The organism is Acidovorax sp. Leaf160 (assembly GCF_001424265.1).
In the GTDB taxonomy this organism is placed as follows: domain Bacteria; phylum Pseudomonadota; class Gammaproteobacteria; order Burkholderiales; family Burkholderiaceae_C; genus Paracidovorax.
This window is the reverse complement of sequence record NZ_LMOV01000005.1, coordinates 46,858-59,318: the sequence shown is the minus strand read 5'-3', so window position 1 is coordinate 59,318 and position 12,461 is coordinate 46,858. Positions and strand designations below refer to the sequence as shown.

At 72.3% G+C, this 12,461-nt stretch carries 10 protein-coding genes; 8 read left to right on the top strand and 2 right to left on the bottom strand.

What is annotated here, in order from left to right; genetic code table 11:
* Window positions 1-55 precede the first annotated feature (55 nt).
* From ASF94_RS04380 to ASF94_RS04370, 3 genes are all read left to right on the top strand, one after another.
* On the top strand, window positions 56-1,531 hold the full coding sequence (locus ASF94_RS04380) for a tRNA modification GTPase (RefSeq protein WP_056662150.1): 1,476 nt from the start codon (window positions 56-58) through the stop codon (window positions 1,529-1,531).
* A gap of 56 nt (window positions 1,532-1,587) precedes the next feature.
* Window positions 1,588-2,085, top strand: a complete 498-nt coding sequence (locus ASF94_RS04375) for a Crp/Fnr family transcriptional regulator (RefSeq protein ID WP_056662147.1) — start codon at window positions 1,588-1,590, stop codon at window positions 2,083-2,085.
* Between the two features lie 265 nt (window positions 2,086-2,350).
* Complete coding sequence (locus ASF94_RS04370) at window positions 2,351-3,250, top strand: hypothetical protein (protein WP_369818631.1); 900 nt, start codon at window positions 2,351-2,353, stop codon at window positions 3,248-3,250.
* A gap of 50 nt (window positions 3,251-3,300) precedes the next feature.
* On the opposite strand, the gene ASF94_RS04365 is transcribed toward ASF94_RS04370, so the two are convergent.
* On the bottom strand, window positions 3,301-3,855 hold the full coding sequence (locus ASF94_RS04365; RefSeq protein ID WP_056662141.1) for an adenine phosphoribosyltransferase: 555 nt from the start codon (window positions 3,853-3,855) through the stop codon (window positions 3,301-3,303).
* 203 nt (window positions 3,856-4,058) lie between these two features.
* Between ASF94_RS04365 and ASF94_RS21865 the strand changes: the two genes are divergently transcribed.
* A complete protein-coding gene (locus ASF94_RS21865; RefSeq protein WP_056662138.1) occupies window positions 4,059-7,184 on the top strand; it encodes an EAL domain-containing protein in 3,126 nt (1,041 codons plus the stop codon).
* An 11-nt stretch (window positions 7,185-7,195) separates the two neighbouring features.
* On the opposite strand, the gene ASF94_RS04355 is transcribed toward ASF94_RS21865, so the two are convergent.
* A complete protein-coding gene (locus ASF94_RS04355) occupies window positions 7,196-9,181 on the bottom strand; it encodes a monovalent cation:proton antiporter family protein (protein ID WP_056662135.1) in 1,986 nt (661 codons plus the stop codon).
* 58 nt (window positions 9,182-9,239) lie between these two features.
* Between ASF94_RS04355 and ASF94_RS04350 the strand changes: the two genes are divergently transcribed.
* From ASF94_RS04350 to ASF94_RS04335, 4 genes are all read left to right on the top strand, one after another.
* Complete coding sequence (locus tag ASF94_RS04350; RefSeq protein WP_056662132.1) at window positions 9,240-10,241, top strand: SIS domain-containing protein; 1,002 nt, start codon at window positions 9,240-9,242, stop codon at window positions 10,239-10,241.
* On the top strand, window positions 10,241-10,828 hold the full coding sequence (locus tag ASF94_RS04345; RefSeq protein ID WP_056662129.1) for an HAD family hydrolase: 588 nt from the start codon (window positions 10,241-10,243) through the stop codon (window positions 10,826-10,828). The genes ASF94_RS04350 and ASF94_RS04345 overlap by 1 nt, the downstream gene beginning before the upstream one ends.
* Window positions 10,825-11,460: an LPS export ABC transporter periplasmic protein LptC gene (gene lptC, locus ASF94_RS04340; RefSeq protein ID WP_056662126.1), complete on the top strand. Its 636-nt coding sequence runs from the start codon at window positions 10,825-10,827 to the stop codon at window positions 11,458-11,460. Before ASF94_RS04345 ends, lptC begins: the two co-directional genes overlap by 4 nt.
* Window positions 11,461-11,538: 78 nt before the next feature.
* The gene (locus tag ASF94_RS04335) at window positions 11,539-12,339 is read left to right on the top strand and encodes an SDR family oxidoreductase (protein ID WP_056662124.1); all 801 of its coding nucleotides are present in this window, start codon (window positions 11,539-11,541) and stop codon (window positions 12,337-12,339) included.
* The last annotated feature ends 122 nt before the right edge of the window (window positions 12,340-12,461 follow it).

The window sequence follows — 12,461 nt, the reverse complement described above, 5'->3', positions numbered from 1 at the left end:
GCAGGGCTATCATCGCGCTCCCCTTGTTGCCCGTCCCGCCGGAGTCCTCGCGCCCATGCTGCCCCGCCACACCGATCCCATCGCCGCCATCGCCACCGCCCCCGGGCGCGGCGCGGTCGGCATCGTGCGCGTGTCGGGCAGGGGCCTGGGCGGGCTGGTGCACGCGCTCTGCGGCCGGGCGCTGAAACCCCGCGAAGCGACCTACCTGCCATTCCGCGATGCGGCCGGCCAGCCCATCGACCAGGGGCTGGCGCTCTACTTTCCCGCACCGCACAGCTACACCGGCGAAGACGTGCTGGAGCTGCAGGCCCACGGCGGGCCGGTGGTGCTGCAGTTGCTGCTGGCGCGCTGCCTGGAGGCGGCGGCGGCGACAGCAGCAGCGCCGGCGGGCGAGGGCGGCGCTCCCTTGCTGGCCGGCCTGCGGCTGGCCCAGCCGGGCGAATTCACCGAGCGCGCCTTCCTCAACGACAAGATCGACCTGGCCCAGGCCGAAGCCATCGCCGACCTGATCGACGCCAGCACCGAGGCCGCGGCACGCAGTGCCAGCCGGTCGCTGGCGGGCGCCTTCTCGCAGGAGATCCACGCCCTGCGCGACGCGCTGGTGCACCTGCGCATGCTGGTGGAGGCCACGCTCGACTTTCCGGAAGAGGAAATCGACTTCCTGCGCAAGGCGGACGCGGCAGGGCAGCTATCGAAACTGCAGCACTCCCTGGCGGAGGTGATGCGCCGCGCCAGCCAGGGCGCGCTGCTGCGCGAGGGCATCAAGGTCGTCATCGCCGGCCAGCCGAATGCGGGCAAGAGCTCGCTGCTGAACGCGCTGGCCGGGGCGGAACTGGCCATCGTGACCCCCATCGCCGGCACCACGCGCGACAAGGTGCAGCAGACCATCCAGATCGAAGGCGTGCCGCTGCACGTGATCGACACCGCCGGCCTGCGCGAGAGCGACGACGAGGTCGAGAAGATCGGCATCGCCCGCGCCTGGGACGAGATCGCCGCGGCCGACGCCGTGCTGTTCCTGCACGACCTGAGTCGCGCGAACGCTGCCGAGTACATGGCCGCAGAGGCCGATATCGCGGGCGCCATCGCCCGGAAGGTGCCGGGCAACGTGCCCGTCATCGACGTCTGGAACAAGCTCGACCGCGTGGACGGCGACGTGGTGGCGCTGCCGGACATGGCGGAGCCGGCCGGCGCGGAGCCAGGGCAGGGCGGGGCGCCCCGGCCCTCGGTGCGGCTCTCGGCGCGCACCGGCGCCGGGCTCGACGCGCTGCGGCGCCTGCTGCTGGAAGTGGCCGGCTGGCAGGCCGCGCCCGAAGGGCTCTACATCGCCCGCGCCCGCCACATCGCCGCGCTGCAGGCGGTCGATGGCCACCTGATGGAGGCGGCGGCCCAGTTGCACGCCGCCGGGCCGGCGCTCGACCTGCTGGCCGAGGAACTGCGGCTGGCGCAGCAGGCGCTCAACGCCATCACCGGCGAATTCACGTCCGACGACCTGCTGGGCGTGATCTTCTCCAGCTTCTGCATCGGCAAGTAGCCGCCGTCGCACGCCCCCCTTGTGCCGGCGCCCGATCGCGGTTACGGTCGCCGCCGATGAGCGCTGCCCTGCATTCCACCCCCTCCCGCCCCGACCTGCGCGGCCTGCTGCAGGCCGTGCAATCGGCCACCGCTTCCGACGACGGCCTGGACAACGTGCTGAATCCCGAGCAGTGGGAGGCGCTCGCGCCCTACCTGCTGCCGGTGTCGCTGCCGGCCGGGCAGGTGCTGTTCCGCCAGGGCGAGCCGGACCGCACGCTCTACCTGGTCGAAAGCGGCACCCTCAGCGTGCACTCCGAGGACGAGAAGGCCCGCCTGCGCCTGGCCATCGTCGGGCCGGGCTCCATCGTCGGCGAGGGCGGTTTCTTTTCCCATCGCCCGCGCAGCGCCACGGTGCAGGCCGGCGCCCCCTGCGTGCTGTGGAGCCTGACGGCGATGCGCTTTGCCGAGCTTTCCAACCGCCAGCCCGCCGCCGCCTTGCAGCTGGCGATGGCGGCCGGCGCCGTGCTCGCCCGGCGCCTGGCCAACCGCCGCCGCCGCATCGCCGCGACCTGAGCGCGCACGCCGCGGCCGCCGTGCCCGCTTTGCCCGGTGCGTGCCGGCACAGATGCCGCCGACCAGCCCCGGGCGCCGCCGCGTCCGGCGCTGCCGTGGAATCGGGCAGTCTGCGTACAAAGGCCGCCCGGGACGCCGGCTAAACTGATTCGCATCTTTTCCTGCGCTCTTGCGAAAGTACGGCATGTCTCTGCTCAGTTGGTTGTTCCGCGAACCCAGGCCGTCCCGTTCCGGGGCGTCTGCGCCGGCCCAGCGGAACGGCCGCATGGCGCGGCCCGCCGTGCCCGGAGCGGGGCTGGTGGAGCCCCACCTGCAGCCGCCCGCCGATGCCGCCGGGCGCCGCACCGAGCGCATGGAGCGGCGTGAGCTGCTCTATGCCGTGGTGCGCGACGCCATGGTCCGCGCGGGAGTGCTCTCCGCCGGCTATAAGTTCAAGGTGCTGTCGCTCGACCAGCGCGGCCAGCGCTTTCTGGCGATGGTCGATCTGGCGCGCGAATACGGCGGCGAAACCGTGCGGCTGAGCGAGATCGAAGCGCTGATCGTGCAGACCGCGAAGACCCGTTTCGACATCGAGGTGACGGCGGTGTACTGGCGCATCAGCGACCAGGTGCCGGCCCATGCCGGCGTCCCCGCCCATGCCGCCTCCGCGGTCGCGCCGGCCTACGCCTGCGCGCCGTCCATGGCGCCGGTCACGCCGCCGCTGGTGGTGGTGGCGCCGGTGGTGCGCCCGCCCCGGGCCGCCGCTGCGTCCCCTCAGGAGGCCGAGGCGCCGGCGCACAGCCGCCCGGCACCCGTCGGCAGCGTCGGCAGCGTCAGGGGCCCGGCGGTGGCAGTCGCCGCAGGAGGAACTGCGATGGGGACGGGGACGGGGTCGCACATCGCCGGCCGCACCGATCCGATCCAGGACGACGAGGTGGCCGCATTCAAGCGCGCCCTGCTGGACGCCGCCGCCAGCCGCCAGGGTGCGCTGGTCGCATCGGCACCGGTTCCGGCATCGGCAGCGGCGGGCATGTCGCCCGCGCCGGCCATGCTGCCGGGCGAATCGGTGCGCACCGGCCCGGTGGGGCCGGCCCTGTCGGGCCGCACGGGTTTCGAAGACACCGAGCTGCCCGCGCCGGACACCCGTCCGCACGAACTCAGCAACACCCAATTCGGCCAGCTGTAGCGGGGGCAGGGCGGGCCAGCCCGCCCGCCGCCCGGCGCGCGGCCAGGGGTTCAGTGGCCGCTGAAATCCACCAGCGTGAACAGCGACAGCCCGGCCTGCGTCAGGCGGCGTGAACCGCCCAGCTCCGGCAGGTCGACGATGGCAGCGCCCTCGGTCACGGTGGCGCCGAGCTTTTCCAGCAGGTTCTTGCCGGCCATCATGGTGCCGCCGGTGGCGATCAGGTCGTCGATCAGCAGCACGCGGTCGCCCGGCTTCACGGCGTCGGCATGCAGCTCGACGGTGGCGCTGCCGTATTCGAGTTCGTAGGTTTCCTCGACCGTCGTGAAAGGCAGCTTGCCCTTCTTGCGGATCGGCACGAACCCCACGTTCAGTTCGTAGGCCACCACGGCGCCCAGGATGAAGCCGCGCGCGTCCAGGCCGGCCACCACGTCGGGGCGCAGCGCCCGGTCCATGTAGCGGTGCACGAAGGCATCGATCATCACGCGGAACACCTTCGGGTCCTGCAGCAGCGGCGTGATGTCGCGGAACTGCACGCCCGGCGCCGGCCAGTCGGGCACGGTGCGGATGTGCTGGCGCAGGTAGTCGTTGACGCTGAAATGCTGCATGGGGCGGACTGTCGGGGTTGGGGTGGGGAAAGCGGCCGGGAGGCCCGCTGCGGGTGCCGGCGCGGCAGGCCGGCGCCGGGGGCGCCAGCGGCCGGTGCGCCAGTGTAAACAGCGTCCGGGCGCCGTCGCATAATGGCCGCGTCGGCTCCGACACGCCCCGCCTCCGCGGCCTGCCAGGCCTTTCTCGATGAAGCCCGACGTCCATGTCTCTTTCCATACTGCTCGTCGACGGTGATGCGGCCCATGCGCAGGCCCTGGTGCGCGCGCTGGCCGACGCCTGGCTGGGCTGGCGGGTCGATGTGGCGCCCACGGTGGCCGATGCCTGGGGCTATCTCGCTGCCGTGCGCTGCGACGTGATCGTGGCGGCCGAACACCTGCCCGACGGCGGCGCCTACGACGTGCTGGAAATGGCCCGCGGCGTGCCCGTGGTGATCGCGCTGCCCGAAGACGGCGTGGGCCGGGCCGGGCCCGCCCTGCGGCACGGTTTCAGCGACTTCGTCGTGCGCGACGCCGCGCACGCCTACCTGCTCACGGTGCCGGCGCAGATCGAATCGGTGCACGAGCAGTGCAGCGCAGCCCGCGTGCGAGAGGCGGCGCAGACCCTGCAGGCGCGCCAGCACCGGCTGCTCAATGCCATTTCCCGGGCGCAGTCCTTCTTCATCGGCGGCGATGCCACGGCCGCCTTCACCTTGCTGCTGCAGGAGCTGCTGGTGCACACCCAGAGCACCTGCGGCTTCCTCGCGCATGTCGAGCCGGCCGCAACGGCGCACGAGGCCGCCGTCGCGGACGGCGCAGCCGACGCGGCCCGCACGCCTGCGGCCGCACGAACGATGCGGCTGGTCTGCGTGACCGGGCCCTGGCCAGCGGGCCAGACCGCTCCCGCCGAAGGCAGCGCCTGGCCGGTGCCGGACACCGCCGGACCCGGGCCGGGGCTGCTGGCCCGGGCGCTGGCGGGCACGGCGATGGCCGCTGCCCACGCCCCCGTCGCGGGCCTCGCCGGCCAGGGGCTGGAGGCCGCCTTGCCGGCCCAGCCGTGCGCAGCGCAGGCCCTCTCCGCATCGGGCGAGCCGGTCCTGCTGCTGCTGCTGTCGGGCCGCCCCGGCGGCTATTCGCAGGACGCGCTCCGCGGCCTGCAGCCGCTCTTGGGCACGCTGGTGCAGATGGAAATACCGCTGCGCGCGGAAGCCGCCCGCCGTGCCGTGGAAGCGCAGCTGGCGCGCGCCACCGAGCAGCTGCGCGAGCAGACCCAGGCGCTGGAAGGCACGCTGGCGGCGGTGGCGCAGGGCATCACCAACGTCGATGGACAAGGCCGCATCCGGGTGCACAACCAGCGCTACCTCGAGTTGCTGGATCTGCCCGAATCGCTGCTGCAGGGCGCCCCCCGGGTGGAAGACGTGGTGCGCTTCCAGGCCGAGCGCGGGGACTTCGGCGATGCCTTCCGCTACATCGAGCCCGGCGCGCGCAGCTACGTGCGCGATGAGTACGCAGCGCATGGCGGCCGCCTGCAGATGCCGGAGGTCTACCTGCGCAAGACGCGCGCGGGCCGCCACCTGGAGATCCGCACCCGGCCCCTGCCCGGCGGCGGCCGGGTGCGCACGTTCACCGACGTGACCGACTACGTGGCCACGCAGGAAGCGCTGCGGGTCAGCGAGTCGCGCTGGCGCAGCCTCACGCAGCTGTCGTCCGACTGGTACTGGGAGCAGAACGCCGAATTCCGCTTCACCCGCGTGGAGGGCGCGCACCGGCTTGACATCGCGACCCGGCCCGAGGAGCTGCTGGGCAAGACCCGCTGGGAGCTGCCCAGCCAAGGGCTGACGCCTTCGCAGTGGCAGGACCACCAGGCCAGGCTGCAGGCGCGCGAGGTGTTCCTCGACCTGCAGCTGCAGTACGGCAGCATCGATGGCGGCTTCGCCTGGGTGTCGATCAGCGGCGAGCCGTTCTATGACGCCGAGGGGGAGTTCCTGGGCTATCGCGGCGTGGGCCGGGACATCACCGAGCGCAAGCAGGCCGAAGCCGAGATCCACCGGCTGGCGTTCTTCGACGAACTCACGGGCCTGCCCAACCGCCGCATGCTGCTGGACCGGCTGGAGCAGGCCTGCGCCCTCGGCGAGGCGTCGGGCCGCTTCGGCGCGCTGCTGTTCCTCGACCTGGACAACTTCAAGCACGTCAACGACACGCTCGGCCATGAGTGGGGCGATGCGTTGCTGGTGCAGGTGGCGCAGCGGCTGTCCGCCGGCCTGCGCGCCAGCGACACGGTGGCGCGGCTGGGTGGCGACGAATTCCTGGTCGTGCTGCCCAAGCTGCACGCGCAGGAGGCGAGCGCCGCCCGCGAAGCCCGCAAGGTCGGGCAGTTCCTGCTCACCCTGCTGAACCAGCCCTACCGGCTGGGCAGCCGGGAAGTGCACAACAGCCCGAGCATCGGCGCGGCCCTGTTCCTCGGGCGCGGACAGAACCTGAACGAGTTGCTGCAGCGGGCCGATCTGGCCATGTACCAGGCCAAGGCACAGGGGCGCAACATGCTGTGCTTCTTCGATCCGGCCATGCAGGCGGCGGCCACCGCCCGCTCGGTGCTGGAAGCCGACTTGCGCGTGGGCCTGCAGCGGGCCGAATTCTTCCCGCACTACCAGCCGGTGGTCGATGCCGACGGCCGCGTGCTGGGCGCCGAGGCGCTGGTGCGCTGGCGGCATCCGCAGCGCGGCATGGTGCCGCCGGGCGAATTTATCGCCGTGGCGGAGGACACCGGGCTCATCATGCCCCTGGGCCGGCTGATGCTGCGCGCCGCCTGCGACCAGCTGGCGCAGTGGGCCGGGCAGCCCGTCACGGCCCAGTGGACGGTGTCGGTCAACGTCAGCGCGCATGAATTCCGCCATGTCGACTTCGTGCAGCAGGTGGTGGCGGCGCTGCAGGCCAGCGGTGCCAGCCCGCGCCGCCTGAAGATCGAGCTGACCGAAAGCCTGTTGCTGCACGACGTGGAGGACACCATCGCCAAGATGCAGGTGCTGCGCCGGCAGGGCGTGGGCTTTTCGCTGGACGACTTCGGCACCGGGTATTCGTCGCTGGGTTATCTCAAGCGCCTGCCGCTCGACCAGCTGAAGATCGACCAGAGCTTCGTGCGCGACGTGCTCACCGACCCGAACGACGCGGCCATTGCCTGCACCATCGTCGCCCTGGCGCAGAGCCTGGGGCTGGACGTGGTGGCCGAGGGCGTGGAAACCGAGGGCCAGCGCAAATTCCTGCTGCGCAACGGCTGCAGCCGGTTCCAGGGCTACCTGTTCGGCCGGCCCGCGCCCGCCGAGCAGCTGGTGGCCGCGCTCGCGCCGGGCGGCTGAAGGGCGCGGCGTCAGCCGCGCAGCAGGCGGTCTTCGGCCAGCGCCAGGGCCGTCGGGTGGCCGGACACCACCAGCGTGTCGCCCTCGGCCAGCGGCGTGCCCGGGTCGGCGGCCGACATGCGGCCGCTGCCGCGGCGCAGGCTGACCACCTGGGCGCCCACCTCCTGCAAGGCCAGCTGGCCCAGCGGGCGTCCCAGCGCCGCGCTGCCGGGCGGCAGGGTGATGGAGGCGAGCCGCGCCTGGTCGCGTTCCGAGCCGGTGTCGTCGTCGGCGCCGTGGAAGTAGCCGCGCAGCAGGTTGTAGCGGGCGTCGCGCTGCTCCTGCACCCGCCGCAGCACGCGCCGCATCGGCACGCCCACCAGCGCCATGGCGTGGCTGGCCAGCATCAGCGAGCCCTCGATGGCCTCGGGCACCACTTCGGTCGCGCCGGCGGCCTGCAGCCGGTCCAGGTACTGGTCGTCCTGCGTGCGCACCACCACCGGCACGTGGGCGGCGTGGCTGCTGGTGTGCGCCAGCACCTTGAGCGTGGCGGGAATGTCCAGGTAGGTCACGGCCACGGCGCTGGCCCGCGCCAGGCCCGCCGCCACCAGGGCCTGCAGCCGGGTGGCGTCGCCATACACCACCGAGTCGCCCGCGGCGGCGGCCTGGCGCACGCGGTCCGGGTCCAGGTCCAGCGCCAGGTAGGGAATGTTCTCGCGCTCGAGCATGCGGGCCAGGTTCTGGCCGCAGCGGCCGTAGCCGCAGATCAGCACGTGGCGGTCGGTGTTGATGGACGTGCGGGCGATGGTGGTCATCTGCAGCGACTGCTGCAGCCAGTCGCTGGCCACCAGCTTCATCACGATGCGGTTGCTGTGCAGGATGAGGAAGGGCGTGGCCAGCATCGACAGCACCATCGCCGCGAGGATGGGGTTCATCAGCGCGGCCGGCACCAGGCCGTGTTCCTGCGTCAGCGACAGCAGCACGAAGCCGAACTCGCCCGCCTGGGCGAGATAGAGCCCGGTGCGCAGCGACACGCCCGTGGTCGCGCCCATGCCGCGCGCCAGCACCAGGATCACGCCCATCTTCAGCAGCAGCGGCACCGCCAGCAGCGCCAGCACCAGGGCCCAGCGCTCCAGCAGGATGTGCCAGTCCAGCATCATCCCCACGGTCACGAAGAAAAGGCCCAGCAGCACGTCGTGGAACGGGCGGATGTCGGTGCCCACCTGGTGGCGGTATTCTGTCTCGGACACCAGCACCCCGGCGATGAACGCGCCCAGCGCCAGGGACAGCCCGGCCAGCTCGGTCAGCCAGGCCAGGCCCAGCGTGATGAGCAGCAGGTTGAGCATGAACAGCTCTTCGCTCTTGCGCCGGGCCACCAGGGTCAGCCACCAGCGCATCACATGCTGGCCGCCGGCCAGCAGCACGCCCACCAGCACCGTGGCCTTGAGCAGCGCCAGGCCCATCTCCACCATCAGCCGCTCGGGCGACGAGCCCAGCGCCGGAATCAGCACCAGCAGCGGCACCACCGCCAGGTCCTGGAACAGCAGGATGCCCAGCACCCGGCGCCCGTGCTCGCTCTCCAGCTCGGCGCGCTCGGCCATCAGCTTGACCACGATGGCCGTGCTGCTCATCACCAGCGTGCCGCCCAGCGCCAGCGCGGTCTGCCAGCCGATGTTCCACACGCCGCCCACCCAGCGGGCCAAAAGCAGCATGCCGGCCATGCCCAGCGCCATGGTGAGGGCCACCTGCATCAGCCCCAGGCCGAACACGTAGCGCCGCATGGCGCGCAGCTTGGAGAGGCTGAATTCCAGCCCGATGGCGAACATCAGGAACACCACGCCGAATTCGCCCAGGTGCCGCACTCCCTCCGAATCCTGCGCCAGGGCCAGCGCATGCGGCCCGATCAGGATGCCCGCCGCCAAGTAGCCCAGCATGGGCGGCAGCTTCAGGCTGCGGCACACCACCACCCCCAGCACGGCAGCCAGAAGGTAGAGCAGGGTGAGCGCGAGCGAGGACATGCCCGATGCTAGCCCAGCGCCAGCGCCGGTCGGGGGCCGGTCGATAGAATCGGCCACCATGTCATCCGCCCCCGCCGCCGTGCCGCCGTTCGACCCCGCCGAGACCCTCCGCCTGGCCCGTGAAACCTTCGCCATCGAAGCCGCCGCGCTGGGCAGCATGGCCGCCCGCCTGGGCGAGCCCTTCGTCGACGCGGTGCGCCGCATCCTGGGCACGCCGGGCCGCGTGGTCGTGATGGGCATGGGCAAGAGCGGCCACGTGGGCCGCAAGATCGCCGCCACGCTGGCCTCCACCGGCACGCCCGCCTTCTTCGTGCACCCGGCCGAGGCCAGCCACGGCGACCTGGGCATGGTCACGCAGGGCGACCTGGTGCTGGCCATCTCCAACAGCGGCGAAAGCAACGAACTCACCGTGCTGCTGCCGGTGCTCAGGCGCCTGGGCGCCGCGCTGATCGCCATGACCGGCGGCCTGCAGTCGACCCTGGCGCGCCATGCCGATACGGTGCTGGACTGCAGCGTGGAGCGCGAGGCCTGCCCGCTCAACCTGGCGCCCACCACCAGCACCACGGCCCAGCTGGCCATGGGCGACGCGCTGGCCGTCGCGCTGCTGGACGCCCGGGGCTTCCGGCCCGAGGACTTCGCCCGGTCGCACCCCGGCGGCGCCCTGGGCCGCAAGCTGCTCACGCATGTGGCCGACGTCATGCGCGCGGGCGACGAGGTGCCGCGCGTGGGGCCGCAGGCCTCGTTCAGCGAACTCATGCGCGAGATGAGCGCCAAGCGGCTGGGCACGTCCGCCGTGGTCAGCCCCGAAGGCCGGCTGCTGGGCGTGTTCACCGATGGCGACTTGCGCCGCCGCATCGAGGCCGGCGCCGACCTGCGCGGCGCGACCGCCGGCGAGGTCATGCATGCCGGCCCGCGCACCATCGCGGCCGACGCCCTGGCGGTGGACGCCGCTGCCGCCATGGAGCGCCACGGCATCACCAGCGTGCTGGTGACCGACACCGCCGGCCTGCTGGTGGGCGTGGTCCACATCGGCGACCTGATGCGCGCGAAGGTGATCTGATGGCCGCTGCCGCACCCGCGCTCCCCACCCCCGATCTGCCCCCGCTGCGCCCGGCCCTGCAGCACGACCCCGAGCTGCTGCTGAAGGCGCAGGGCGTGCGCGTGGCGTTCTTCGACGTCGACGGCGTGCTGACCGATGGCAGCCTCTACTTCTCGGAAGCAGGCGAGACGCTCAAGCGCTTTCACACGCTGGACGGCCACGGCATCAAGCTGCTGCAGCGCGCCGGCATCGTGCCGGCCGTGATCACCGGGCGCGACGCCCCCGCGCTGCGCCTGCGCCTGCAGGCGCTGGGCGTGGTGCATGCCCGCTTCGGCACCGAAGACAAGCGCCCCGCGGCCGAGGCCATCCTGGGCGAGCTGGGGCTGGACTGGAGCCAGGCCGCCGCCATGGGCGACGACTGGCCCGACCTGCCGGTCATGCGCCGCTCCGCCATCGCCTGCGCCCCGGCGCACGGCCACATCGAAGCCCGCGCCGTGGCCCACTACGTCACCGAAGCGCCGGGCGGCGCCGGTGCGGCGCGCGAATTCTGCGACCTGCTGCTGGTGGCCAGCGGCCGCTATGCCGCGCTGCTGGCGGACTACGCATGACCGTCGCACGCCGCATGCGCCTGAGCTGGGACCGGGTGTCCCTTTACCTGCCCGCGCTGCTGATGGGGCTGCTGGCGCTGGGCACCTGGTGGCTGGTGCGCAACGCCCCCAAGCCGCCGCAGACCCAGCAGGTCCGCGTGCCCACGCACGAACCCGACTATTTCATGCGCGGCTTCTCGGTCAAGACCTTCGACGCCACCGGCCGGCTGGAGAGCGACATGCGCGGCGACGTGGCGCGCCACTACGAAGACACCGACACGCTGGAGGTGGACAAGGTGCACATGCGCTCGGTCACGCCGGAAGGCCGCGTCACCGTGGCCACCGCCAACCGGGCCCTGTCCAACGCCGACGGCTCGGAGGTGCAGCTCTTCGGCAATGCCATCGTCACGCGCGAGTCGCTGCCCCGCAAGGGCGTGGCGCCGCAGCCGAAACTGGAGTTCCGGGGCGAATTCCTGCACATCTGGGTCAATTCCGAGAAGGTGCAGTCGGACCAGCCGGTCACCCTCACGCGCGGCAGCGACCAGTTCACCGCCGACCGGATGGACTACGACAACCTCGACCAGATCGTCCAGCTGCAGGGCCGCGTGCGCGGCACCCTGCAGCCGGCGCCGGGCGCGGCCAACCGGCGCTGATGCGCCCACCCAGGGTCCCGCCCCGCCGCCGCCATCGCCATCGCCATCGCCGCCTTTGTCCTGCCTGGAGCGCACCGCATGAACCCGTCGTCCCCGCTGGTCTTCATCACCGGTGCTTCCAGCGGCATCGGCCAGGCGCTGGCCTGGCGCTTCCACCAGGCCGGCTGGCGCCTGGCGCTGGTGGCACGGCGTACGGATGAAGTCAGATCATGGGCGGGCGCCCGTGGAATCAAAGCGGGTAGCTATCAAATCTATAGCGCAGACGTGTCGCTGCCCGACAGCATCGTCGCCGCCGGCCAGGCCTGCCTGCAGGCCCAGGGCCTGCCGGACGTGGTCATCGCCAATGCCGGCATCAGCGTGGGCATGGACACGGCCGTGCGCGAGGACCTGGAGGTCATGGCGCGCACCTTCGCCACCAACAACCTCGGCATGGCCGCCACCTTCCAGCCCTTCGTGGCGGGCATGGTGCAGCGCGGCAGCGGGGCGCTGGTCGGCATCGGCAGCGTGGCCGGCATCCGCGGTCTGCCGGGCCACGGGGCGTATTGCTCCAGCAAGGCGGCGGTGATCAGCTACTGCGAGAGCCTGCGGGGCGAGCTGCGCCCGGCCGGCGTGCGGGTGGTGACGCTCTGCCCCGGCTACATCGACACGCCCCTCACGCGGCAGAACCGCTACGGCATGCCGTTCCTCATGCAGCCGGAGGACTTCGCCGACCGCGCCTACCGCGCCATCCGTGCCGGGGCGAGCTACCGCGTCATCCCCTGGCAGATGGGCGTGGTCGCCAAGTTGCTGCGCCTGCTGCCCAATGGCTGGTTCGACCGGCTGCTGGCCGGCCGGCCGCGCAAGCACCGGCAGGGCGGGGGCGCCGGTTCGGCGAGCTGAGCGGCCCGGCTGGGGATCTCCCGCCCCTGCGGAACCTCTCGGTAGTCCGACCGGGGCTACCAAAGCAAAAGGCCGACAAACGTCGGCCTTTTGCTTTCATCTGCGTCGATCGCAGCTCCGTG